Annotated in this window: 25 protein-coding genes and 1 pseudogene; 16 read left to right on the top strand and 10 right to left on the bottom strand. The window is 46.6% G+C overall.

The genetic code is table 11. The features are described from left to right. Window positions 1–21 precede the first annotated feature (21 nt). Window positions 22–978, top strand: a complete 957-nt coding sequence (gene yclQ, locus Q5C82_RS14420) for a petrobactin ABC transporter substrate-binding protein YclQ (RefSeq protein ID WP_003225007.1) — start codon at window positions 22–24, stop codon at window positions 976–978. A 46-nt stretch (window positions 979–1,024) separates the two neighbouring features. Here the strand turns inward: yclQ and Q5C82_RS14425 are convergent, their stop codons facing one another. The 4 genes from Q5C82_RS14425 to Q5C82_RS14440 all read right to left on the bottom strand — a co-directional run bounded on the left by Q5C82_RS14425 (window position 1,025) and on the right by Q5C82_RS14440 (window position 4,563). Further along, window positions 1,025–2,449, bottom strand: coding sequence for an MDR family MFS transporter (locus tag Q5C82_RS14425; RefSeq protein WP_003225009.1), 1,425 nt, complete (start codon window positions 2,447–2,449; stop codon window positions 1,025–1,027). A gap of 19 nt (window positions 2,450–2,468) precedes the next feature. Further along, window positions 2,469–3,347: a TetR/AcrR family transcriptional regulator gene (locus tag Q5C82_RS14430; protein WP_003225011.1), complete on the bottom strand. Its 879-nt coding sequence runs from the start codon at window positions 3,345–3,347 to the stop codon at window positions 2,469–2,471. A 162-nt stretch (window positions 3,348–3,509) separates the two neighbouring features. After that, window positions 3,510–4,259 carry an NADPH-dependent oxidoreductase gene (locus Q5C82_RS14435; protein WP_003225013.1) on the bottom strand — a complete coding sequence of 250 codons (750 nt, stop codon included), beginning with the start codon at window positions 4,257–4,259 and terminating at the stop codon, window positions 3,510–3,512. A 16-nt stretch (window positions 4,260–4,275) separates the two neighbouring features. Further along, the gene (locus Q5C82_RS14440) at window positions 4,276–4,563 is read right to left on the bottom strand and encodes a putative quinol monooxygenase (RefSeq protein WP_003225015.1); all 288 of its coding nucleotides are present in this window, start codon (window positions 4,561–4,563) and stop codon (window positions 4,276–4,278) included. A 140-nt stretch (window positions 4,564–4,703) separates the two neighbouring features. Between Q5C82_RS14440 and Q5C82_RS14445 the strand changes: the two genes are divergently transcribed. Further along, window positions 4,704–5,018, top strand: a complete 315-nt coding sequence (locus Q5C82_RS14445) for a helix-turn-helix transcriptional regulator (RefSeq protein WP_003225017.1) — start codon at window positions 4,704–4,706, stop codon at window positions 5,016–5,018. A 1-nt stretch (window position 5,019) separates the two neighbouring features. On the opposite strand, the gene gabR is transcribed toward Q5C82_RS14445, so the two are convergent. Continuing rightward, window positions 5,020–6,459 (bottom strand): transcriptional regulator GabR, encoded by a 1,440-nt coding sequence (gene gabR / locus Q5C82_RS14450; RefSeq protein WP_003225019.1) that lies wholly within the window; start codon window positions 6,457–6,459, stop codon window positions 5,020–5,022. A 105-nt stretch (window positions 6,460–6,564) separates the two neighbouring features. On the opposite strand from gabR, the gene gabT reads away from it, so the two are divergent. The 4 genes from gabT (at window position 6,565) to gdh (ending at window position 11,125) form a co-directional block, all read left to right on the top strand. Beyond that, window positions 6,565–7,875: a 4-aminobutyrate--2-oxoglutarate transaminase gene (gene gabT / locus Q5C82_RS14455; RefSeq protein ID WP_003225021.1), complete on the top strand. Its 1,311-nt coding sequence runs from the start codon at window positions 6,565–6,567 to the stop codon at window positions 7,873–7,875. Window positions 7,876–7,943: 68 nt separating this feature from the next. Further along, window positions 7,944–9,332: a succinate-semialdehyde dehydrogenase gene (gabD, locus tag Q5C82_RS14460; protein WP_003225023.1), complete on the top strand. Its 1,389-nt coding sequence runs from the start codon at window positions 7,944–7,946 to the stop codon at window positions 9,330–9,332. A gap of 125 nt (window positions 9,333–9,457) precedes the next feature. Further along, complete coding sequence (locus tag Q5C82_RS14465; protein ID WP_003225025.1) at window positions 9,458–10,321, top strand: RhaT/GlcU family sugar-proton symporter; 864 nt, start codon at window positions 9,458–9,460, stop codon at window positions 10,319–10,321. An 18-nt stretch (window positions 10,322–10,339) separates the two neighbouring features. Continuing rightward, entirely contained in the window at window positions 10,340–11,125 is a 786-nt protein-coding gene (gene gdh, locus Q5C82_RS14470) for a glucose 1-dehydrogenase (RefSeq protein WP_003225027.1), read from the top strand. 42 nt (window positions 11,126–11,167) lie between these two features. Here the strand turns inward: gdh and Q5C82_RS14475 are convergent, their stop codons facing one another. The 3 genes from Q5C82_RS14475 to ycnK are packed head-to-tail and all read right to left on the bottom strand — an operon-like array spanning window position 11,168 to window position 14,034. Continuing rightward, window positions 11,168–11,788 carry a YcnI family protein gene (locus Q5C82_RS14475; protein WP_032727246.1) on the bottom strand — a complete coding sequence of 207 codons (621 nt, stop codon included), beginning with the start codon at window positions 11,786–11,788 and terminating at the stop codon, window positions 11,168–11,170. 13 nt (window positions 11,789–11,801) lie between these two features. After that, window positions 11,802–13,427 (bottom strand): copper transporter YcnJ, encoded by a 1,626-nt coding sequence (gene ycnJ, locus Q5C82_RS14480; protein ID WP_003225030.1) that lies wholly within the window; start codon window positions 13,425–13,427, stop codon window positions 11,802–11,804. A 34-nt stretch (window positions 13,428–13,461) separates the two neighbouring features. Beyond that, window positions 13,462–14,034: a copper uptake transcriptional regulator YcnK gene (gene ycnK / locus Q5C82_RS14485; RefSeq protein ID WP_003225032.1), complete on the bottom strand. Its 573-nt coding sequence runs from the start codon at window positions 14,032–14,034 to the stop codon at window positions 13,462–13,464. Window positions 14,035–14,198: 164 nt separating this feature from the next. Here ycnK and Q5C82_RS14490 point away from each other — a divergent pair, with 164 nt between their 5' ends. The 7 genes and pseudogenes from Q5C82_RS14490 to Q5C82_RS14520 form a co-directional block, all read left to right on the top strand. After that, the gene (locus tag Q5C82_RS14490; protein WP_003225035.1) at window positions 14,199–14,552 is read left to right on the top strand and encodes a hypothetical protein; all 354 of its coding nucleotides are present in this window, start codon (window positions 14,199–14,201) and stop codon (window positions 14,550–14,552) included. A gap of 172 nt (window positions 14,553–14,724) precedes the next feature. Next, a complete protein-coding gene (locus tag Q5C82_RS14495; RefSeq protein ID WP_003225037.1) occupies window positions 14,725–16,161 on the top strand; it encodes a PTS mannitol transporter subunit IICB in 1,437 nt (478 codons plus the stop codon). Window positions 16,162–16,185: 24 nt separating this feature from the next. Next, complete coding sequence (locus Q5C82_RS14500) at window positions 16,186–16,617, top strand: PTS sugar transporter subunit IIA (RefSeq protein ID WP_003225038.1); 432 nt, start codon at window positions 16,186–16,188, stop codon at window positions 16,615–16,617. Between the two features lies 1 nt (window position 16,618). Then, the gene (locus tag Q5C82_RS14505) at window positions 16,619–17,740 is read left to right on the top strand and encodes a mannitol-1-phosphate 5-dehydrogenase (protein ID WP_003225040.1); all 1,122 of its coding nucleotides are present in this window, start codon (window positions 16,619–16,621) and stop codon (window positions 17,738–17,740) included. Between the two features lie 90 nt (window positions 17,741–17,830). After that, the gene (locus Q5C82_RS14510) at window positions 17,831–18,895 is read left to right on the top strand and encodes a tartrate dehydrogenase (protein WP_079996290.1); all 1,065 of its coding nucleotides are present in this window, start codon (window positions 17,831–17,833) and stop codon (window positions 18,893–18,895) included. A gap of 133 nt (window positions 18,896–19,028) precedes the next feature. Further along, window positions 19,029–19,592 (top strand): signal peptidase I sipU, encoded by a 564-nt coding sequence (gene sipU / locus Q5C82_RS14515; RefSeq protein WP_003225043.1) that lies wholly within the window; start codon window positions 19,029–19,031, stop codon window positions 19,590–19,592. Then, a pseudogene (locus Q5C82_RS14520) lies at window positions 19,592–19,692 on the top strand (hypothetical protein); the annotation flags it as partial. The gene sipU and the pseudogene Q5C82_RS14520, both read left to right, overlap by 1 nt. Here Q5C82_RS14520 and Q5C82_RS14525 read toward each other — a convergent pair. After that, the gene (locus tag Q5C82_RS14525) at window positions 19,678–20,286 is read right to left on the bottom strand and encodes a dienelactone hydrolase family protein (protein ID WP_003225045.1); all 609 of its coding nucleotides are present in this window, start codon (window positions 20,284–20,286) and stop codon (window positions 19,678–19,680) included. The pseudogene Q5C82_RS14520 and the gene Q5C82_RS14525 sit on opposite strands and share 15 nt — an antisense overlap. An 84-nt stretch (window positions 20,287–20,370) precedes the next feature. On the opposite strand from Q5C82_RS14525, the gene Q5C82_RS14530 reads away from it, so the two are divergent. After that, window positions 20,371–20,763: a 3-hydroxyacyl-ACP dehydratase FabZ family protein gene (locus Q5C82_RS14530; RefSeq protein ID WP_003225047.1), complete on the top strand. Its 393-nt coding sequence runs from the start codon at window positions 20,371–20,373 to the stop codon at window positions 20,761–20,763. A 34-nt stretch (window positions 20,764–20,797) separates the two neighbouring features. On the opposite strand, the gene Q5C82_RS14535 is transcribed toward Q5C82_RS14530, so the two are convergent. Continuing rightward, on the bottom strand, window positions 20,798–20,962 hold the full coding sequence (locus Q5C82_RS14535) for a hypothetical protein (RefSeq protein WP_003225049.1): 165 nt from the start codon (window positions 20,960–20,962) through the stop codon (window positions 20,798–20,800). Window positions 20,963–21,094: 132 nt separating this feature from the next. Between Q5C82_RS14535 and Q5C82_RS14540 the strand changes: the two genes are divergently transcribed. Further along, window positions 21,095–21,844 carry a Cof-type HAD-IIB family hydrolase gene (locus tag Q5C82_RS14540; RefSeq protein WP_003225050.1) on the top strand — a complete coding sequence of 250 codons (750 nt, stop codon included), beginning with the start codon at window positions 21,095–21,097 and terminating at the stop codon, window positions 21,842–21,844. Window positions 21,845–22,048: 204 nt separating this feature from the next. Then, window positions 22,049–22,822: a 5-oxoprolinase subunit PpxA gene (gene pxpA, locus Q5C82_RS14545; RefSeq protein WP_003225052.1), complete on the top strand. Its 774-nt coding sequence runs from the start codon at window positions 22,049–22,051 to the stop codon at window positions 22,820–22,822. Window positions 22,823–22,825: the final 3 nt, after the last annotated feature.

Below are 22,825 nucleotides of genomic sequence, written 5' to 3' on the forward strand. Positions count from 1 at the left end.
TATATAGAAGAGGTGAAGAGCATGAAAAAGTTTGCATTATTATTCATCGCTTTGGTGACGGCAGTTGTCATTTCTGCATGCGGAAACCAGAGCACAAGCAGCAGCAAAGGTTCTGATTCAAAGAACGAACAAATCACAGTGAAACACCAATTGGACAAAAACGGCACAAAAGTACCAAAGAACCCTAAAAAAGTAGTTGTATTTGATTTTGGAAGCTTAGATACGTTAGATAAACTCGGTCTTGATGGTAAAGTAGCAGGCTTGCCGAAACAAGCCCTTCCTAAATATCTGTCCAAATTCAAAGATGACAAATATGCTGATGTCGGAAGCTTAAAAGAGCCAGACTTCGAAAAAGTGGCGGATTTAGACCCTGATCTGATCATTATTTCAGGAAGACAATCTGAGTCTTACAAAGAATTCTCTGAAATCGCGCCAACGATTTACCTTGGCGTAGACACAGCGAAATATATGGAATCATTTAAATCAGACGCAGAAACAATCGGTAAGATCTTTGATAAAGAAGATGAAGTGAAAGATGAACTTGCAACAATTGATCATTCAATTGCGGATCTTAAGAAAAAAGCTGAAAAGCTTAACAAAAACGGTCTTGTTATTATGGCGAACGACGGAAAAATCAGCGCGTTCGGTTCTAAATCAAGATACGGCCTGATCCATGACGTATTCGGCGTAACACCGGCTGATAAAAACATCAAAGCGTCTACCCACGGACAAAGTGTTTCTTACGAGTACATTTCAAAAACAAACCCGGATTACCTGTTTGTCATTGACCGCGGTACAGCGATCGGTGAAACATCATCTACTAAACAAGTCGTTGAAAATGATTATGTGAAAAACGTAAACGCAGTGAAAAATGATCACGTCGTCTACCTTGATTCTGCTACTTGGTACTTATCAGGCGGCGGACTAGAGTCTATGACGCAAATGATTAAAGAAGTGAAAGATGGTTTAGAGAAGTAAACAAAAAAAGAGCCTCCGCTTAAAAGCGGGGCTCTTTTTTTATGGATCAGCGTGCCGGCTGCTGTTCGGCAGGGCGCTGAGGTTTCTTTTTCTTTAATGTAAAGGAGAGAAGGAAGCCGGCAAGCGCAATGCAGGCTGCCACGATAAATGCGGCGTTCATGCCGTGCAGAGCGGCATGCTTCACATTTGTTGTGCCTGCGTGAGCCGCCTGGTTGCTCATGACGGATACCAATAGTGCGGTTCCGATTGAGCCGCCGACTTGGCGAATCGTATTGTTCATCGCTGTTCCGTGCGGGATCAGGTGGCGCGGCAGCGCGTTGATTCCGGCTGTCGTCACTGGCATCATGATCATGGCGGTACCTAAGAGACGAACGGTGTATAAAACGACAATCCAAGCGAGTGATGTATGGTCAGTCAACTGCATAAACGGCAGTGATGTCAGGAAGATGATACAGAAACCTGCAATCGCCAGGCCTCTTCCCCCGACACGGTCAAAAATTCTTCCGATAATCGGTGACATGAAGCCCATCACAATGGCTCCCGGAAGAAGCATAAGCCCTGTATCAAAGGCTGTAACGTCTCTGACGTTTTGTGTATAAAGCGGCAGAATGGTTTCAGTACCGATCAATAATGCAAAGACAAGTGTTCCCAGCAGGGTTGTTAAGCTGAAGACACCAAATGTAAATACGCGGAATTCCAGCATCGGTTTTTCAAGCTTCATTTGTCTTGTGATGAACAGGAGCAATGCGATGACACCCACTAGCAATGAAATCAAGACGGTTGAACTGGTCCAGCCGTAAGAGCCGACGCTTGAGAAGCCGTACAGAAGGCCGCCGAATCCAAATGTCGAAAGGATCACTGATAAAATATCAATCTTAGTTTTTCTTAAAGTCGTCACGTTCTTCATCAGGATGCTGGCAAGAATTAAATCAATCACAGCAAACGGTAGAATGATATAAAACAATGATCTCCAAGAGAAAGCTTCGACTGCCCATCCGGAAAGAGTCGGTCCGATCGCAGGCGCGAACGAGATGACCAATCCAACCATACCCATAGCCTGGCCGCGCTTTTCAATCGGAAAGATCGTCAGGAATACGGTCTGCATGAGCGGCATCATAATGCCGGCTCCAGCCGCTTGAATGATACGGGCTGTCAGCAGAACAGGGAAGTTCGGCGCAAACGCCCCGACGACCGTTCCGGCAGTGAAAATGCTCATTGCTGTGATGAGCAGCGTCCTGCTCGTGAATTTCTCAATTAAAAACGCGGTAATCGGAATTAAAATCCCGTTGGTTAACATAAATGAAGTTGTCAGCCATTGCGCTTGGTTGGCATCTACATTGAAGTCCCTCATAATATGGGGAAGTGCGGTAATTAACAGCGTCTGATTCAAAATCGCGACAAACGCACCGGCTAATAAAATGCCGACAATGACTGAACGGTTAAATGGTTTTGGTTCAATACTTTGGTTCAATACATATCCCTTCTTTTCTTTAAGTAATTAACAGTGTTTTTAACATCGAAACGGGCTGTGTTAAAACACCGGTTTGTTCCAGATAGCCAATCAGTGATTTGAGCAAAAAAGCGCGGGGTTCTTCCTTCTTCGCTTCTTCCTCCAGCATGGCGGCTGCGGATGTCAGTTCATCTACATCATAGTCCGCGGCGGGCAGGGAAGAGATGCCTTTATGTAATTCCTTCAGGCTTTCCGACAATAGGGCTGATTTATCCTTTGGCTTGTAGGAGGATGCTGAATGAATGTAAAGCTCGATGGCTTCGGGCGGAAGGAGGGACTGCCGGGTTTCCTTGTTTTTGATAATCTGATTGAGGGTGCTGATGATAAACTCTGCGATCGGGTCAAGTTCGAGCGGTTTTTCCTCTATTTTGATCAGCATTAAAAACTCACGCATCATGCCGTGAAGAATGATGACCAGATCCCACACATACGGAAGAATGTTTTCTCCATAGGCCTGGATCAGCGAATCCCGGTGCCAGCAGATGATCGTCGATCTGGTCTGATGGATATGCTGTTTTACACGGTCATTGTGCAGCTTAGGGTTTCCATAGGTCAGCATATTGAAAAACTGCTGGTTCCGCCTGAAGCCTTCCAGCTCCATTTTGACCTTTTGCGTCAAACGCTCCTCCGGTGTCAGCGCGGTATTCTCCTGAAGTCTTGAGGCCGCGGCCACCATTTGTTTCTGGTTAAATGACAGCAGCTCCAAAAGCAGATCTTCCTTAGATTGAAACAGCTTATATATCGAAGCTTTTGACATCTTACATTCCTCTGCGATCGCCTGCATGGAAACCGACGTAAAATCCTTTTCCGAAAAAAGCTTTCGCGCAGCTAACAAGATATCTGTTTTTTTATCAAGCATCTCATGGCTTCCTTCTTTCTTGAACATTAGAAAACCCATTGGTTCACAGAAAACCAATGAGTAACAATGAAAAAATTTTACCAAATAAACTAAATAGAAGTCAATGGATTTTAACCGGACAATCGAAAGGCCTGCCGGGAAATCCGACAGGCCGGGTGAGGCTTATTTTTCAACTTTAAATCCTTGTTTCTCAAGCATTTCACGGATGTGTGGATAGTACAGGCGCTCATAATAGGATGCGATGCCCTGTGACCAGTTTCTTGTTTCTTTTCCGTTTGTCCGCTTATTCATGTATTCAGACATTTTCTCATCATATGCCTGAATGTAAGACGTCAGCTCATCTTGATTCAAATATGTTTCCTGATAATTGACTGCTTCCTGCGGAAGGCGCGGTTTTTTCGCTGAACGGTCAGCAGGATGGCCGATGACAAGGCCGGATACAGGGAACACGTATTTCGGAAGCTCAAGCAGTTCGATCAGCTCTTGAGGGTTTCCGCGAACCGCACCGATCGGAACCGTGCCAAGTCCGAGTGATTCAGCTGCTGCTGTCGCTGTGCCGAGGGCAATACCAGCGTCTACTGCGCCGACAAGAACAGACTCTAAGCCATTTGTGATTTCCATTTTGATATCATTCAGATCCTCAAGCGCGATTTTGGCCCGGTTGAAGTCTGCGCAGAACAGCAAGAAAACAGGAGCCTGGTCAATCCAAGGCTGTCCGCCTGACAGCTCGGAGATTTTCTTTTTGCGCTCTTTATCCTGGACTGTGATCACAGTCACTTGCTGCCCGTTGATAGAAGTTGGGGCAGATTGTACCGCTTGAATGATTTGGTCCAATTGTTCCTTAGCTACAGGTTCATCTGTATAGCTGCGAATCGAGCGGTGGTCTGTTAATGATTTAATGACTTCATTCATATGGGACACCCTTTCCTTATTCGCTAAGCTCTGTGCGGACAACATCAAGAGGAGCGCTCAGCAGTTCTTTTCCTTTTGCTACAAATCCTTGGAAATGCGCAGTTTCATTGTGGGATTTCATCGCTGCTTCATCTTTCCATTGTTCAAGCATTACAAATGTATTTTCTTCGCCTACTTTTTCAAATAGGTCGTATTGCGCGTTGCCTTCCTCAGCTCTTGAATGCTGAACAAGCGATTGCGCCTCGCTCAAAAATTCCTCGCGTTTTTCTGGTTTTACTTTGATGTAAGCTTGTAATACGATCATGTCAATCTCCTCCATCGTTATACTAAATTTATTGTTCGAATTTCATCGAACTAACTGTAACATGTAATCAAAATGAGGTAAAGGAAAAACCCTTAAATAGTAAAATTGTCATTCTAATTGTTGTGTGATACATTTGTGTCATGAACATTCCAAACCATCCAGAAACAGAAACGTTGCAGCTGACAAAGGTTCTTCACGCACTGAGTGATCCGCTTCGTTTAGAGCTCGTAAAGCAATTAGCTGATGCGAAAGAAAAAACGTGCGGCACCTGTGCGGATGTACAGGTTGCCAAATCGACCTTGTCACATCATTTTAAAGTATTGAGAGAATCAGGCATCGCTCAAGTTCGTATAGAAGGAAAGCGCCGGTATTATTCGCTTCGCGCCGAAGACCTTGAAAAGGCATTTCCGGGCCTGCTTGAAGCCGTGCTGAATGTGGACCAGGACCGCTGGTGAATCAATCCCCTGTACCGGGGATTTTTTTATGTCCGTAAACAGCACGGAAAAGCCTCTCGACACCCTCCTGAATGTCTTCTTCCTTTAGCCGGGCGAATCCGATAATGAGAGCGGGCCTGCCTGTTTGCCTTCTTTTTTCCTTCAAATCAAACCGGCTCATTCCGAAGATTTCAAGCTGCTGGCCGGCGGCGTGTGCCAGGATGTCTTGTTCGGTGCGGCACGTATCAAATTCGGTAACAAAATGCAGGCCCGCATTTGCCCCCTTTACGGTAACCTCTCCGCTGAACTCTGTTTCTAAAGCGGCGATCAGGCGCTCTCTCTTTTCTTTATAATGCTGCTTCATTTTTTTTATATGCTTCTGATATTCTCCGGACTCGATAAATTCCTGCAGGGTGAGCTGCGTAAGAGACGAGCATGTCTGCAAATCATAGCCCCGTTGTTTGTATGTCCTCAATAGCTCAGGCGGCAAAACCATATAGCTGATCCGCAAGCCGGGGAGAAGGGACTTTGAAAAGGTGCCCATATAGATGACATTTTGAAAACGGTCGAGGCTTTGCAACGCAGGAATACTGTCTACATCATATGTAAATTCACTATCATAATCATCTTCAATAATATAGCGGTGCGGCTTTTCGGCTGCCCAGTTCAGCAGCTGAATTCTTCTGGATACAGGCATAATCGTTCCGGCCGGAAATTGATGCGACGGAGTCGTCACCAGCACATCAGGCTGCTGTCTGCTGATTTCAGCAATCGATATGCCTTTTTCATCCAGCATGATGGTCTTCACTTGTTTTCCGGCATTTTTTAAAAGCTGGTACATGCGCCTGTAACCGGGCTCCTCCATCGCATACACCGCCTCCTTAGGCAAAAGCTCAGTCAATAGCTGCATAAGCACTTGTGTGCCTGCCCCTATGACGATTTGTTCCGGACGGCATTTTACGCCCCGCGTCAGGGAAATGAGCCTGGTAATGGCCGCGCGCACCTCATAGATTCCTTGCGGATGCGACATATCGCCAAGTGTTCGGTATGAGCGGGAGGCCGCTTTTTGCTCGCAGCGAAACCAGCTTTTGATCGGAAAATGGTCTGTATCGGCACTCATGTGTGAAAACGAAATCCAATTGCTCTGATCGATGTGAACCTCTTTCAGGTCATCCGGCAGTGCAAATGGGGGGTGCTCCACGGCAGAAAACATGTCCAGCTTCTCCACGAAAAACCCCTTTCGCTCAATGGCGTACAAATATCCCTCAGCCAGAAGCTGCTGATAGGCTGAATTCACTGAGTTTACGCTGACCTTCAGCTTCTCGGCCAGCTCTCTCTTGGAGGGGACCTTCGAGTGTGGCAGCAGATTACGGCTGAGAATTTCTTTTTTTAGTTTTTGATAAATTTGCTGATAGATATAATCGGCTTGTTCTGAGCGGTCGAGTGTGAATGTGATGTCCATTTGCAGATTCTCCTTCTGGTACCATCAAAAAGTTATAATTGGTACTTTTCATCATACCAAAAAGAAGTCAGAATGGTAAGAAAATAGCGACAGGGGGACATACGCATGAGTCAAACAACAGCAAGCATCACGACTGCCCAGTGGCAGCAAAAACGGGAGCAATTCGTCTCCAAAGGTGTGAGCAACGGCAACCGCAGTCTGGCAGTCAAAGGAGTAGGGGCTGAGCTGTACGATTTGGATGGCCGGAGATTTATTGATTTTGCAGGCGCCATCGGAACGTTAAATGTCGGACACTCGCATCCTAAGGTCGTTGAGGCTGTGAAGCGGCAGGCGGAGGAGCTGATTCACCCGGGTTTCAATGTCATGATGTACCCGTCTTATATCGAATTAGCGGAAAAACTGTGCGGCATTGCACCGGGCGGCCATGAGAAAAAAGCGATCTTTCTGAACTCAGGAGCGGAAGCGGTCGAAAACGCTGTAAAAATTTCCAGAAAGTATACAAAGCGCCAAGGGGTTGTCTCGTTTACACGCGGGTTTCATGGGCGCACGAATATGACGATGAGCATGACGAGCAAGGTAAAACCTTATAAATTCGGCTTCGGACCTTTTGCGTCAGAGGTTTATCAAGCACCATTCCCCTATTATTATCAGAAGCCGGCCGGCATGAGTGATGAAAGCTACGATGACATGATCATCCAAGCGTTCAATGATTTCTTCATCGCATCAGTCGCGCCGGAAACGGTCGCATGTGTCGTGATGGAGCCTGTACAGGGAGAAGGCGGCTTTATTATTCCTTCGAAACGATTTGTGCAGCATGTCGCATCTTTTTGCAAAGAACACGGCATTGTTTTTGTCGCTGATGAAATTCAAACGGGTTTTGCCAGAACAGGCACTTATTTCGCAATTGAACATTTTGATGTTGTTCCTGATCTGATCACGGTTTCTAAATCACTTGCAGCGGGATTGCCGTTAAGCGGTGTGATCGGCCGTGCGGAAATGCTTGATGCAGCAGCGCCAGGGGAGCTGGGTGGCACGTATGCCGGCAGCCCGCTCGGGTGCGCGGCGGCTTTGGCTGTCTTGGATATTATTGAAGAAGAAGGGCTGAATGAGCGTTCTGAAAAAATTGGCAAAACGATTGAAAACAAGGCGTATGAGTGGAAACAAGAATGCCCGTTCATCGGTGACATCCGCAGACTCGGAGCAATGGCCGCAATCGAAATCGTCAAGGATCCTGACACGCGTGAGCCTGATAAAGCGAAAGCGGCAGCAATCGCGTCGTATGCGAATCAAAACGGATTGCTTTTGCTGACTGCGGGAATTAATGGCAATATCATCCGCTTTCTGACGCCGCTCGTCATCTCAGACAGCCTTCTGAATGAAGGACTCAGCATCTTGGAGGCGGGCCTGCGAGCTTAATTATTGGAAAGAAAATGGCTGGGTCTGCTATCATTTTAAGTAATCATGAAAAGAAAGGAATGTTCAATATGCCAGATCAATTAACGGTCTACAACCCGGCTACGGGCGAGGAGATCAAAACGATTCCTCAGCAATCAGCCAAAGAAGTAGAAGAAGCCATTGAACGTTCACATCAAGCGTTTAAAACGTGGTCTAAAACATCAGCGAACGAAAGAGCGTCTCTTTTGAAAAAATGGTATGAGCTGATTGTTGAACATAAAGAAGAACTTGCAGATTTAATTACAAAGGAAAACGGAAAACCGTATCAGGAAGCGGTCGGCGAGGTCCTGTACGGCGCAGGCTATATCGAATGGTTTGCAGAGGAAGCGAAGCGTGTGTACGGAAGAACTGTGCCCGCTCCGACAACCGGTAAACGAATTGTCGTTACACGCCAGCCAGTCGGCCCTGTTGCTGCCATCACGCCTTGGAATTTCCCGAATGCGATGATTACACGCAAAGCGGCACCTGCTCTTGCTGCCGGCTGTACGTTTATCATTAAGCCGGCACCGGACACACCGCTGTCTGCCTATGAGCTTGCGCGCCTCGCATATGAAGCGGGTATTCCGAAGGATGTTCTCCAGGTTGTCATAGGCGATGGAGAAGAAATTGGAAATGTGTTCACAAGCAGTCCGAAAATCCGCAAAATCACGTTCACAGGATCAACGCCGGTAGGCAAAATCCTCATGAAAAATAGTGCGGACACTGTAAAACATGTCTCCATGGAGCTCGGCGGACACGCCCCGCTGATCGTGGATGAAGATGCAAACATTGACCTTGCTGTTGAACAGGCGATGGTGTCTAAATACCGAAACGCGGGCCAAACATGCGTATGTGCTAACCGCCTGATCGTCCATGAATCCATCAAAGATGAATTTGCAGCGAAACTGAGCGAGCAAGTGTCTAAGCTGAAAGTCGGAAATGGACTTGAAGAGGGTGTCAATGTCGGCCCGATCATCAACAAAAGAGGCTTCGAAAAAATCGTTAGCCAAATTGATGATGCGGTTGAAAAAGGTGCGAAAGTTCTCGCAGGGGGCACGTATGACCGAAACGATGACAAAGGCTGCTACTTCGTTAACCCGACAGTACTCGCCGATGTCGATACGTCCATGAATATCATGCATGAGGAAACATTCGGCCCGGTTGCACCGATCGTCACGTTTTCTGATATTGATGAAGCGATTCAGCTTGCCAACGATACACCATACGGCCTGGCTGCTTACTTCTTCACAGAAAACTACCGCCGCGGCATCTATATTTCCGAAAATCTTGAGTACGGGATTATCGGCTGGAATGACGGCGGACCGTCAGCGGTTCAAGCGCCATTTGGCGGTATGAAAGAAAGTGGCATCGGCCGCGAAGGCGGTTCGGAAGGCATCGAGCCTTATCTTGAAACAAAATATATGTCCATCGGTTTATAAACGAATCGATATGGCTCTAAAGAGCTGCCGGAAGATCCGGCAGCTCTTTTTGTATTTCAGCGAATAAACACATCATTTCCAGACAAAATAACAGCAAATACTTTTTGAAAGAAGGTTCCCCAACAATGGATTTATTTTTGGCTCTTCTCCCGGCTTTGTTTTGGGGGAGCATTGTTCTCTTCAATGTGAAATTAGGCGGCGGGCCGTACAGCCAAACATTGGGTACGACGATCGGGGCGTTAATTGTTTCAATCGTTATTTATTTGTTTGTTCAACCCGCCCTGTCCATGCGCATTTTTATCGTTGGAATAGTATCCGGCTTATTTTGGTCACTCGGGCAGAGCAACCAGCTTAAAAGCATTCAGTTAATGGGTGTGTCCAAAACGATGCCGATTTCCACAGGGATGCAGCTTGTTTCTACCTCATTGTTCGGTGTCATCGTATTCCGAGAGTGGTCAACACCGATTTCGATTACACTTGGAATCCTCGCTCTTATCTTTATTATTGTCGGTATCGTTCTCACGTCATTAGAAGATAAGAAAGGCAAAAAAGAGGGGGAGCCGAGCAATTTAAAAAAAGGCATTTTAATCCTGCTCGTCTCAACATTGGGTTATTTGATTTATGTCGTAGTCGCAAGATTGTTCAATGTATCTGGATGGTCCGCCCTGTTGCCGCAGGCGATCGGGATGGTCATTGGAGGGGTCATTTTAACCTATAAGCACAAGCCCTTCAATAAGTATGCCATCAGAAATATTCTTCCGGGCTTGATCTGGGCAGGGGGAAATATGTTTTTGTTTATTTCTCAGCCGAAAGTTGGCGTTGCCACAAGCTTTTCTCTCTCTCAAATGGGAATTGTCATCTCGACGCTTGGCGGTATTTTCATCCTGCGTGAAAAGAAATCAAAACGCCAGCTCATTGCGATTGCGATCGGGATTGCGCTGATTATTGCGGCTGCCGTATTCTTAGGAATCGCTAAAACGAATTCATAACAATTAAGGAGGATGAACATGTATCCAGATTTAAAAGGAAAAGTTGTCGCTATTACAGGAGCTGCTTCAGGATTAGGGAAGGCAATGGCCATTCGCTTCGGCAAGGAGCAGGCAAAAGTGGTTATCAACTACTACAGCAATAAGCAGGATCCGAACGAGGTAAAGGAAGAGGTCATCAAGGCGGGCGGTGAAGCTGTTGTCGTCCAAGGAGACGTAACAAAAGAGGAAGATGTAAAAAACATCGTCCAAACAGCGATTAACGAGTTCGGTACACTCGATATTATGATTAATAATGCCGGTCTTGAAAATCCCGTTCCTTCTCATGAAATGCCGCTGAAGGATTGGGATAAAGTAATCAGCACGAACTTAACGGGCGCCTTTTTAGGAAGCCGTGAAGCGATTAAATATTTTGTTGAAAACGATATAAAAGGAAATGTCATTAATATGTCGAGCGTACATGAAGTGATTCCGTGGCCATTATTTGTTCACTATGCGGCAAGTAAAGGCGGAATCAAGCTGATGACGGAAACATTGGCGCTGGAATATGCGCCGAAAGGCATTCGTGTCAACAATATCGGGCCAGGCGCGATCAACACGCCAATCAATGCTGAAAAATTTGCTGATCCTAAGCAGAGAGCAGATGTAGAAAGCATGATTCCGATGGGATATATCGGTGAACCGGAGGAAATTGCGGCAGTAGCAGCCTGGCTTGCTTCGAAGGAAGCCAGCTACGTCACAGGCATCACGTTATTCGCGGACGGCGGTATGACCCAATATCCTTCCTTCCAGGCAGGACGCGGATAAAACAAAAAAAGCGACCCAGAACTCATCTGGATCGCTTTTTCTTTAGGCGCGCTTTTTCTTTACAAGAGCTGCAACAGATAAAATAATGGCTGCCGCAGATAGCACGATCGCTGCTATATCAAGAGCTGAAGATCCTGAGTCTGCAGAAGCAGAATCATCTTTCGTTTGAGTAGCGCCGTGCTCATCTGTTACTTCTTTGGATGTGGTAATTTTTGTGATGGCATGAGGCGTATCCGCATCCTCGTCACCTGTCCACTCGACAATGCTGCCGTCTTTGTAATACTGGTATGCGTCCCAAGCGGCTTCCTCCGCTTTATCAGGGTTTTTGGCAACAAAGGTAAACTGCTGGAACTGGCCTTCTTGAATGCCCCCGCCAGTGGCTTCCCACGTCACGGACACTGATTTGTCGTCGTGTTTCTGGGTGGATACCTTCCAGCCCGGAATTGGCTCGTATTGCTGGAATTCAACATCCTTCGGCATTTTGAGGACAATCTTTGTTGTCGGCTGATTTTTCTCAGAAGGAACCTTCATCGTATAAGTTTCCCAAGAGCCTGTTGCGGATTCAGCAGGCTTTACAGTAACGTGCGCGCTGGCAGGGGCCGTAAAGAATAAGAGAGAGCCGACAATAGCCGGGCATAGTGTGAATGCAATTTTCTTCAACAATTCAAACACTCCTTTAATTGGTCTTTGTAAACATGATATTGATTTCGTTAAAGTCTCCGGTCAGCCCGTGGACTTTGATCTTCCAGTTTCCCTTTTCATTAATGGATAGGTTTTCATCCTGAAAGACGCCTTTTGTTTTCTCTTTTAATTGAAACGTGCTTTTGTTTTCGCTGCCTGACAGGCCTGTTTTATAAATGGTTAACGTAATTTGCTGGATGTTTTTCACCGGTTCGCCGTTATGGTCAGTGACCCGCAGCTCAAATTGGTTTTTGCCTGGCTGGTTCGGGCTGATGCTGAGAGAAACGCTTTGTCCGTTCTCAATCGCTTTCGTTTGGAAGAACGGTTCCGGCACCGGCTCAGGCGGGCTTGGCAAGCTTGTAAACACGGCCGCTGTGATCAATACAGCGATGCCGATTGCCCATTCCGCTTTCAGCGTTCGGCTGATTCCTGTACGACGCTGCTTTCTGGTGAGCAGAAAATGAAGCGCGCCTAAGACAAGCATCAACACAAACAGTCCGCTTTTCACTAAAAGAGCTCGGCCGTACGCTGTTTGGAACAGTGAATCCATTGATCGAATGATAAAAAATCCATTAAGCAAGCCTGAAAACAAAATGACGCCGACTGCAGTAAGCGCCCATGGGGAGAACCGGCTTACCGTTTCCCATGCGAGCGTTTTGTCAGGCTGCCTCCATTCTTTTGCGAGCAGCAAAACGAGTGCTGCTATTCCGCCGACCCAGATGGAAGCGGAAGATAAATGAAGGAAATCCATCAAAATGCCGACCGCTTTTTCTTCAACGACAGCAGCATGTCCGGTAAACGCTTTGGCAAGCAGGAGACCGAAAAAGAAAATGAGCGGCGCTGTCCAATAGCCAAAGGATGAAAAGCGGTTTTTGCGTATCACAGGGATCGCAGACAGTGCAAGCAGCACGTACAGCACGGCCTGTATGATCCAAATTGTGCCGCCTGCTGTGTCAAACAGTGTTTCTCTGATGTAGCCCGGCTGGAAGGCGCTGCCCCAGCCGCCACCCGCGTTCGCTTTTGTCTGAATGGGAAGCTGAAGCAAAAGTGCCAGTCCCAATGCAGTGATCGAGACGATCAGGATACGTCTTGTCCGTTTGGCGAGTTGTTCTGAATCTCCTTTATACCAGAAGAGATGGAAAAAAACCGTCCCGATAAACAGAGATAAGGCTGTGTACAGAATCGCGCGGTCTGCGGCTGTTGCCGGATTCAGCGCTGAACCGGCGGCTTTTTGGCTGCTGAACCCGCCGTCCGCTTTCCCGATGCTGAACGGAATGACGCCGGAAACCGGATGCCCGTCAGCGGACACGGCATTCCATTCGGCTCTGTACACATCATGCGGCAGATTCTTTTTCAGCTTCACGGTCATGATGTGATTGTTATCTTTTTTGAGTTCAGTCTTATCTGTATCCACCCGATCGCCGTTTGAATTATAGACTTTAATGTAATGAAACCCTTCTTCAACCGGTTCATTAAATTCGATTTCCACCTGTGAAGGGGCGCTTTTTAATTCGCTGTTTTCACCAGGTGAAGATTTGACAATATAGGCGTGAGCAAAGCTTGTTTTCGGCAGGAAAACAAGAAAAAGCAGAAGGATGATCCACCATCTGTTTCGCTTCATCACTCAGACACCACCTTCCGCTGTATATGTTGTGTTATTTCTTGGTGCAGGTGCAGCGTTTTTTTCTGTCTTGAAGCATGTCTTCCAGCGCCTGGTCGAAGGTACGGACGGCTCCGCCGAATCCTTTTTGAAACCGTTCAGCATGGTCGAGTGTTGCAAACGGGATCGCCTGAGGCTGGCAGCAGTGCAAGTTTAATTCAGCATTTACGACGAAATAAGCCGAACCGGCACTGACTGTTGTGTGTAACAGAAAATCTCTGCAAATCAAGTGTGAAACCTCTTCTGTTTTATCTGCGTAACGCAAAAACGCACAATGTGCGCAGCATAGCTGTTCAATGTCTTGGTTTACCGTAATCAGCTGAACCGAATGGGTTTGATTGACCGGCTTCAGGCAATAGCTGCACATATGATCCGCTTGAGGTGTTCGGGCTGGGAGCGTGATGCCGCCGGCCGTTTTAATGACCTGATTTGACTGAACAAGCTGATTGACATCTCTGTATACCGTCATTTCCGAAACGCCGAACCTTGCGCTGATGTCAGAGATTCTGAGCGCGCCTTCTTCTTTCAGCCACGTCAGGATGTGTTGCTGTCTATTAATCGGAAGCATTCATACATCCCCTCCAATAAGATCTATTTAAGCGTAGAGGATTTTAGAGACAGAGACAAGTAAGTTGATGATAAAAAATGTGAAAATGTGTTGAACAGCAACAAAACGAAACAGAAGGGACTCTGGTATAATAGATATATGGAATGGAAAGTGAGGAATACCCTATGAAAGAAACACGATGCCCGAACTGCGGCAAACCTTTGACAGGTGACATGGTCAGATCATCAAATGTGCCTTGTCAATTTCGCTGCGGACACTGCCGGGAACGGCTTCATGAATATAAAGTATCAGCTCCGATTATGCTGGTGTCATTAGCAGTCATCGTGCTGCTCATTTATCTTTTGCTGCTCCTCCGCAATGCGGCAGGCACAATGCTGCCGGCCGTACAGCACGTGCCGATGGCTGTTTTTGCACTTGTGTGCGCGTATCCCGTTTTTATTGTGAGTGAGCGGATGATCGCCAAGTACGTGATTCAAAACGGCAACATTATTTATAGAGGAAAGAGAAAAGGCTCCTGATACAAGGAGCCTTTTTATTTTTAAAAAATTGTCACACCCCCGTGCCAAAGTCCTCTTTACTTTCAATTGTATAGGGACTGTAAGCGTTTTAACATAGAGTCAAAGGGAAGACGATTCTCTGAAGCATATTTTCATATCATACAACGACAAACAAAACAGGGAGGGTTTATATATGCAGCAGCAAGAACAGCAGCAAGGCGGCATGAAAGTGAAAGTGCAGCGCTTCGGGAGTTATTTGAGCGGAATGATCATGCCGAATATCGGCGCGTTTATCGCGTGGGGCATTATTACTGCGCTGTTTATTCCGGCGGGATGGTTTCCGAATGAACAGCTGAATACACTTGTCAGCCCGATGATCACATATTTACTGCCGCTTTTGATAGCGTATACAGGCGGAAAAATGATTTATGACCACCGCGGCGGAGTCGTCGGGGCGACAGCGGCAATCGGAGTGATTGTCGGGTCGGATATTCCAATGTTTTTAGGTGCAATGATTATGGGGCCGCTTGGCGGATACCTCATTAAACAGACTGATAAATTGTTCAAGGATAAAGTCAAACAAGGCTTTGAAATGCTCATCAATAACTTTACGGCAGGGATTGTCGGCGCGGCTTTAACGATTCTCGCGTTTTACGCCATCGGCCCGGTTGTCCTGACGTTAAACAAATTGTTGGCGGCCGGTGTGGAAGTTATTGTACACGCTAATTTACTGCCTGTAGCCAGCGTTTTTGTGGAACCGGCGAAAGTGTTGTTCCTAAACAACGCCATTAACCATGGAATCTTAAGCCCAATCGGAATCGAGCAAGCAGCCCAAACGGGAAAATCAATTCTGTTTTTAGTAGAAGCAAACCCTGGACCGGGGCTCGGCATTTTGCTGGCGTACATGGTCTTTGGTAAAGGCTCTTCAAAATCAACGGCTCCCGGCGCGGCGATCATTCATTTCTTCGGCGGGATTCATGAGATTTACTTCCCGTACATTTTGATGAAACCGGCCCTGATTCTGGCGGCGATTGCCGGCGGAGCAAGCGGGCTCTTAACGTTCACGATCTTTAATGCCGGACTGGTCGCAGCATCGTCACCGGGAAGCATTATCGCATTGATGGCGATGACGCCTAGAGGAGGCTACTTCGGCGTATTGGCGGGTGTATTGGTCGCTGCAGCTGTTTCGTTCATCGTATCGGCAGTGATCCTGAAATCATCAAAAGCAAGCGAAGAAGACCTCGCTGCCGCAACAGAAAAAATGCAGTCCATGAAGGGGAAGAAAAGCCAAGCAGCCGCAGCTTTAGAAGCGGAACAAACCAAAGCTGAGGAAGCGTCTGAGCTGTCCCCTGAAAGCGTAAACAAAATTATCTTTGCATGTGATGCGGGAATGGGATCAAGCGCCATGGGAGCATCCATCTTAAGAAACAAAGTGAAAAAAGCGGAGCTTGACATCAGTGTAACCAATACCGCCATTAACAATCTGCCAAGCGATGCGGACATTGTCATCACCCACAAAGATTTAACAGATCGCGCGAAAGCAAAGCTGCCGAACGCGACGCACATATCAGTGGATAACTTCTTAAACAGCCCGAAATATGACGAGCTTATTGAAAATCTGAAAAAGTAATCTCATAGAAAGAGAGTGATACTCATGCAAGTACTCGCAAAGGAAAATATTAAACTCAATCAAACGGCATCATCAAAAGAAGAAGCCATCAAAATGGCAGGCCAGACGCTGATTGACAACGGCTATGTGACAGAAGATTACATTGGCAAAATGTTTGAGCGAGAAGAAACGTCTTCTACTTTTATGGGAAATTTCATTGCCATTCCACATGGCACCGAAGAAGCGAAAAGCGAGGTGCTTCACTCAGGAATCTCAATTATACAGATTCCTGACGGTGTCGAGTACGGAGAAGGCAACACGGTAAAAGTGGTATTCGGCATTGCGGGCAAAAATAATGAGCATTTAGACATTTTGTCTAACATCGCCATCATTTGTTCAGAAGAAGAAAACATTGAACGCCTGATCTCTGCGAAAAGCGAAGAAGATTTGATCGCCATTTTCAACGAGGTGAACTGACATGATCGCCTTACATTTCGGTGCGGGAAATATCGGGAGGGGGTTTATCGGCGCGCTGCTTCATCACTCCGGCTATGATGTGGTGTTTGCGGATGTGAACGATACGATGGTCAGCCTCCTCAATGAAAAAAAGGAATACACAGTGGAGCTGGCAGAAGAGGGGCATTCATCAGAGGTAATCGGTCCGGTCAGTGCCATCAATAGCGGCAGACAGCTAGAGGAGCTGTATCGGCTGATCAATGAGGCGGCGCTCATCACAACAGCGGTCGGCCCGAACGTGTTAAAGCTGATTGCTCCGTCTATTGCAGAAGGGTTAAGACGAAGAGACGCTTCAAACACATTGAATATCATTGCTTGTGAAAATATGATTGGCGGGAGCAGCTTCCTGAAGAAAGAGATATACAGCCATTTAACGGAAGCGGAGCAGGAGTCCGTCAGTGAAACGGTCGGTTTTCCGAATTCCGCCGTTGACCGGATCGTGCCGATTCAGCATCATGAAGATCCGCTCAAAGTATCGGTTGAACCGTTTTTTGAATGGGTTATTGATGAATCAGGCTTTAAAGGGAAAACGCCGGCCATAAATGGAGCGCTGTTTGTTGATGATTTAACGCCGTACATCGAACGGAAGCTGTTTACGGTCAATACCGGACACGCGGTGACAGCGTATGTCGGCTATCAGCGCGGACTCAAAACGGTCAAAGAAGCAATCGATCATCCGGAAATCCGCCGTGTCGTTCATTCGGCGCTGCTTGAAACCGGTGACTATCTCATCAAAACGTACGGCTTTAAGCAAGCTGAACACGATCAATATATCAAAAAAATCATCGGGCGCTTTGAAAATCCATTCATTACGGACGATGTGACCCGCGTGGCGAGATCACCTCTCAGAAAACTGGGAGAGAATGATAGACTTGTAGGCCCGGCAAAGAAAATAAAAGAGCCGAATGCACTGGCGGAAGGGATTGCCGCAGCCCTGCGTTTCGATTTCACCGGTGATCCTGAAGCGGTTGAACTGCAAGCGCTGATCGAAGAAAAAGGATACAGCGGCGTGCTTCAAAAAGTGTGCGGCATTCATTCTCATGAACCCCTGCATGCCATCGTTTTAAAGAAACTTAACCAATAACCAACCACCCGTGACAGCATGTCACGGGCTTTTTTTACCATCTCGCCATCTAGTATAATAGAAAACGCTTACGATAACAGGGGAAGGAGAATGACAATGAAACAATTCGAGATTGCGGCAATACCGGGAGACGGAGTGGGAAAAGAAGTTGTGGCGGCTGCTGAGAAAGTGCTTCACACAGCGGCTGAGGTGCACGGAAGTTTGTCATTCTCATTTACGTCTTTTCCATGGAGTTGTGATTATTACATGGAACACGGTGAAATGATGCCTGAAGACGGAATACATACGCTTACTCAATTTGAAGCGGTTTTCTTGGGAGCGGTCGGAAACCCGAAGCTGGTTCCCGATCATATTTCCTTATGGGGGCTGCTGCTGAAAATCCGGAGGGAGCTTGAGCTTTCCATTAATATGAGACCTGCCAAACAAATGGCGGGCATAACGTCGCCGCTTCTGCATCCAAATGATTTTGATCTTATGGTGATTCGCGAGAACAGTGAAGGTGAATATAGTGAAGTAGGCGGACGCATTCACAGGGGCGATGATGAAATCGCCATTCAGAATGCCGTATTTACGAGAAAAGCGACAGAACATGTGATGCGCTTTGCCTTCGAATTGGCGAAAAAACGGCGCGGCCATGTGACAAGTGCGACAAAGTCTAATGGCATTTATCACGCGATGCCGTTTTGGGATGAAGTCTTTCAGCAGACTGCTGCTGATTACAGCGAAATCGAAACGTCATCCCAGCATATTGATGCGTTGGCCGCTTTTTTTGTAACGCGTCCGGAAACGTTTGACGTCATTGTGGCGAGCAACCTGTTCGGTGATATTTTAACGGACATCAGCTCAAGCCTTATGGGAAGCATCGGTATTGCGCCATCTGCGAACATCAACCCGTACGGCAAATATCCGTCCATGTTCGAACCGGTTCACGGCTCAGCTCCCGACATTGCCGGTCAGGGCCTTGCCAATCCAATCGGCCAGATATGGACAGCGAAGCTGATGCTTGACCATTTCGGAGAGGAAGAACTGGGAGCAAAGATTCTCGACGTGATGGAACAAGTAACAGCTGACGGCATCAAAACACGCGACATTGGCGGACAAAGCACAACGGCTGAGGTCACGGACGAAATCTGTGCGCGTTTAAGAAAACTTTGATGAAACAGGGCGGGGCGGATGGTTGCCCCGTCCAAACAATTTCCTTATGAAAATGTCCGCAAAAGACTAACCAAGAAGATCCAAATGCTGTATAATGATTTGGAATTCTTAGGAAGGTATCGGGTGAAGGAAGTTGAATGCAAAAACAATCACGTTAAAGAAAAAAATAAAAACCAAATGGATCGTTGTACTCAGTATCATTTTTATCGCAGCGCTCATTTTTACGATCAGAATGGTATTTTACAAGCCCTTTCTCGTTGAAGGCTCATCAATGGCTCCGACTCTTAAAGACTCAGAAAGAATTCTGGTTGACAAAGCAGCCAAATATACAGGCGGGTTTCACAGAGGGGACATCATAGTCATTCATGATAAAATGAGCGGCCGTTCATTTGTCAAACGATTAATCGGTTTGCCTGGTGACAGCATTAAAATGAAGGATGATCAGCTATACATAAATGGTAAAAAGGTGGAAGAACCGTACCTATTGGAACAAAAACAAGAGGTCGAAGAGTTGGGTGTAACCTTAACAGGTGACTTCGAAGTTGAGGTTCCATCCGGCAAATATTTTGTAATGGGAGATAACCGTCTCAATTCGTTGGATAGCAGAAACGGAATGGGGATGCCATCTGATGAAGATATCATCGGTACTGAATCTCTCGTCTTTTATCCGTTCGGTGAGATGAGACAAGCAAAATAAAACGGATAACAGCTGACGGCATCAAAACACGCGACATGGCAGACAAAGCACAACGGCTGAGGTCACTGATGAAATCTGTACGCGTTTAAGAAAACTTTGATAAAACAGAGCGGGGCGGTTTTTCTGCCTCGTTTTTGATGATGGAAAGCGTTTTGAAGAAGAGTGGCCTGTCAAAATAAACCGACTCGGGATTGGCAAAGCCATGAAGAGCATCAAATTGATAAATCTCCAAATTGGGATGCTGTTGTTCCCTCAGTTTTTTGATAAGAACCGCAACATCAAACGACGGTTCATATGAAGGGAAAAACAATAGGACCGGGCAGACTGGCACGTGATGAAGAGAATCGCGTATCCGGGAACCGTAATAACAAACAGCTCCGCTCACCTCAGGCATACTGCTGCATTTCCATGCAATCGTTGCGCCCGCGCTGAATCCAATCACAAAGATTTGCCGTCCGGCGTTTTGCCTGATCACGTTCTGAATGATGGTTTCTCCTGTTTTCAGCCGTTTATGTTTTGTAAACTGTTCATATGCTGTGTTTTCCTCTTGCAGTGAGTAGACTTCACCATCTCCGAGCAGGTTGGGTGTTATCACATCATATCCAGCCATTTTGATCAGCTTGGCCATCTTTTTCATATGGCTGTTTACACCGTATATTTCGTGTGCGAGAATGACGAGCGGTTTTTGGAGCATAACGGTCTCCTTTTGCATTTTTTTCATTATATCCCATTGTTCAGCTTAAGGCTGATATATAATAGTCGAAAAAGGAGAAATAAAATGAACTCATTATCTTTGCCTCATCGCTATCCGTTTTTGTTTATTGATGGCGTGAAGGAAAGCGAGCCCGGCAAACATGCGGCAGCGTATAAGCTGATCAGTGAGAACGACTGGTTTATCACTGACACGCAAACAGAAATGCCGTTTTCACTTGTGATTGAAGCACTTGCGCAAACCGCGGCTTTTACAGGGATTACGGATGAGAACAGCTTAGGCTTATTGTCTTCCGTGAAGAAAGCGGAAAAACTGGGTGCGGCCATGCCCGGTGACCGGCTTGATCTAACGTTTGAAGTTACACGCAATCGGCGCGGGTTTGTGTTTGGACATGCCAAGGCGTCAGTGGGCGGGCAGCCTGTTGCTGAAGCTGAAATCGGCATTTATATTGAAAAATGAAAAAAACCCTTCACAACATTTGTGAGGGGTTCTATTATTTCGTATCGTAATCCCGTTCGCTTTGTGAGTCATCTCTTTGCTGCCGTTTGTGTTTTTCATCATTCATGTTTTCCTTTAGCTCTTCATTCGGAATCGGATCGGTTAAGTCATTGTGTTCGGGGTTTTCATTTGGCCGGTTTTGCTGTTTTCTTTCTGCCATGTTTCATCACCTCACCGTTTGTTTTCCTTTTATCAGCGCACCTCAAACATGTGAAATCACTTTTTTGTTCCGCTGGGTATAATGTATTAGAATAGAAAGAAGAACAACAAAAAGGCAAAGAGAGGTACATATATGTCTATTCAAAGAGAAGATGTAGATATCAAGCTGATCGCAATTGATATGGATGGAACGCTGCTGAATGACGAGCAGCTGATCTCGGATGAAAACCGTAAAGCCATTCGTGAAGCCGAGGATAAGGGCGTGTACGTAGTGATCAGTACGGGCCGGACGCTCATGACGTGCCGGGAGCTGGCGGAATCGCTGAAGCTGTCATCCTTTTTAATCACGGCAAACGGCAGCGAAATCTGGGACTCGAATTTTAATTTGGTGGAACGCAAGCTGCTCCATACAGATCATATTCAAATGATGTGGGATTTGCGGAATAAGCACAACACCAATTTCTGGGCTTCTACCGTGAATAAAGTATGGAGAGGCGAGTTTCCGGAAAACATCACAGATCATGAATGGCTCAAATTCGGCTTTGACATTGAGGATGACGACATCCGAAACGAAGTGCTGGAGGAGCTGAGAAAAAACAAAGAGCTCGAAATCACAAATTCAAGCCCGACAAACATTGAAGTCAACGCGCTTGGCATTAATAAAGCCGCAGCCCTTGCGAAGGTTTCTGAAAAACTCGGCTTTACGATGGAGAATGTGATGGCGATGGGTGACAGCCTTAATGACATCGCGATGATCAAAGAAGCGGGTCTGGGCGTCGCGATGGGCAATGCGCAAGACACCGTGAAAGAAACGGCTGATTGGATCACGGATACAAATATTGAGGATGGTGTCGCTAAAGCGATTCGCCATTGGGTACTATAAAAAAAGGGAGTCCTAAATGGACTCTCTTTTTTTAGTTTGGCAGGTTTTCTTCTGGGACCATGGTAGGTTTTCTGACAAAAGTATTTCACAAACTGATATGATTGAATTATAATGAAGCAAAGTTCAAAAATTCGGAATAGTCATTCCGAATTTCGGAACAATAAATACATAAAGCATATCGTTTGCTTTGGCAGGAGGGATTCTGTGTTTCAGGTTGATTTGAACTGTGATTTAGGAGAAAGCTTCGGAGCCTACACGATAGGCCTTGACCAAGATATTTTAGAGTATGTCACATCAGCGAACATTGCATGCGGATTTCATGCAGGGGATCCTAGTGTCATGCGGAAAACCGTCGCGCTTGCGGCTGAAAAAGGCGTGAAAATTGGCGCACATCCGGGCTTGCCGGATTTACTCGGTTTTGGGCGCCGCAATATGGCGATTTCCCCTGAGGAAGCGTATGATCTCGTCGTCTATCAAATTGGCGCTCTCTCTGGTTTTCTAAAAGCAGAGGGACTTCACATGCAGCACGTCAAGCCGCATGGTGCTTTATACAATATGGCGGCAGTCAATCAAAAGCTGTCGGACGCTATCGCGAAAGCTGTCTATAAGGTTGATCCCGCCCTGGTTCTTTTCGGTCTTGCTGAGAGCGAGCTCGTAAAAGCGGGGGAACGGATCGGACTTCAGACGGCAAATGAAGTCTTCGCCGATAGAACATACCAAGCGGACGGCACGCTGACACCGCGCTCCCAGCCGGACGCACTCATTGAAAGTGATGATGCCGCCGTCACCCAGGTGATCAAAATGGTGAAAGAAGGGGCGGTCACATCTCAGCAAGGACATGATGTGACATTAAAAGCAGATACCGTTTGCATCCATGGAGATGGAGCCCACGCGCTGACATTTGCGCAAAAAATCAGAAAAGAACTCAACGCGGCAGGAATTGAAGTGACGGCTATTTCAGCACAGAAGTCAACATAAAGG

The sequence above is a fragment of the uncultured Bacillus sp. genome (genome assembly GCF_958411575.1).
Lineage (GTDB): Bacteria > Bacillota > Bacilli > Bacillales > Bacillaceae > Bacillus > Bacillus spizizenii.

Coding starts and splice junctions, on each gene's coding strand:
- Q5C82_RS14530 (WP_003225047.1), top strand. CDS start 20,371: ATGAACTCATTATCTTTGCCTCATCGCTATCCGTTTTTGTTTATTGAT.
- Q5C82_RS14465 (WP_003225025.1), top strand. CDS start 9,458: ATGGATTTATTTTTGGCTCTTCTCCCGGCTTTGTTTTGGGGGAGCATT.
- Q5C82_RS14535 (WP_003225049.1), bottom strand. CDS start 20,962: ATGGCAGAAAGAAAACAGCAAAACCGGCCAAATGAAAACCCCGAACAC.
- Q5C82_RS14510 (WP_079996290.1), top strand. CDS start 17,831: ATGACAATGAAACAATTCGAGATTGCGGCAATACCGGGAGACGGAGTG.
- gabT (WP_003225021.1), top strand. CDS start 6,565: ATGAGTCAAACAACAGCAAGCATCACGACTGCCCAGTGGCAGCAAAAA.
- Q5C82_RS14490 (WP_003225035.1), top strand. CDS start 14,199: ATGAAAGAAACACGATGCCCGAACTGCGGCAAACCTTTGACAGGTGAC.
- Q5C82_RS14500 (WP_003225038.1), top strand. CDS start 16,186: ATGCAAGTACTCGCAAAGGAAAATATTAAACTCAATCAAACGGCATCA.
- gdh (WP_003225027.1), top strand. CDS start 10,340: ATGTATCCAGATTTAAAAGGAAAAGTTGTCGCTATTACAGGAGCTGCT.
- Q5C82_RS14495 (WP_003225037.1), top strand. CDS start 14,725: ATGCAGCAGCAAGAACAGCAGCAAGGCGGCATGAAAGTGAAAGTGCAG.
- yclQ (WP_003225007.1), top strand. CDS start 22: ATGAAAAAGTTTGCATTATTATTCATCGCTTTGGTGACGGCAGTTGTC.
- ycnJ (WP_003225030.1), bottom strand. CDS start 13,427: ATGAAGCGAAACAGATGGTGGATCATCCTTCTGCTTTTTCTTGTTTTC.
- Q5C82_RS14505 (WP_003225040.1), top strand. CDS start 16,619: ATGATCGCCTTACATTTCGGTGCGGGAAATATCGGGAGGGGGTTTATC.
- Q5C82_RS14435 (WP_003225013.1), bottom strand. CDS start 4,259: ATGAATGAAGTCATTAAATCATTAACAGACCACCGCTCGATTCGCAGC.
- Q5C82_RS14440 (WP_003225015.1), bottom strand. CDS start 4,563: ATGATCGTATTACAAGCTTACATCAAAGTAAAACCAGAAAAACGCGAG.
- ycnK (WP_003225032.1), bottom strand. CDS start 14,034: ATGCTTCCGATTAATAGACAGCAACACATCCTGACGTGGCTGAAAGAA.
- gabR (WP_003225019.1), bottom strand. CDS start 6,459: ATGGACATCACATTCACACTCGACCGCTCAGAACAAGCCGATTATATC.
- Q5C82_RS14525 (WP_003225045.1), bottom strand. CDS start 20,286: ATGCTCCAAAAACCGCTCGTCATTCTCGCACACGAAATATACGGTGTA.
- Q5C82_RS14540 (WP_003225050.1), top strand. CDS start 21,095: ATGTCTATTCAAAGAGAAGATGTAGATATCAAGCTGATCGCAATTGAT.
- Q5C82_RS14430 (WP_003225011.1), bottom strand. CDS start 3,347: ATGCTTGATAAAAAAACAGATATCTTGTTAGCTGCGCGAAAGCTTTTT.
- Q5C82_RS14445 (WP_003225017.1), top strand. CDS start 4,704: ATGAACATTCCAAACCATCCAGAAACAGAAACGTTGCAGCTGACAAAG.
- gabD (WP_003225023.1), top strand. CDS start 7,944: ATGCCAGATCAATTAACGGTCTACAACCCGGCTACGGGCGAGGAGATC.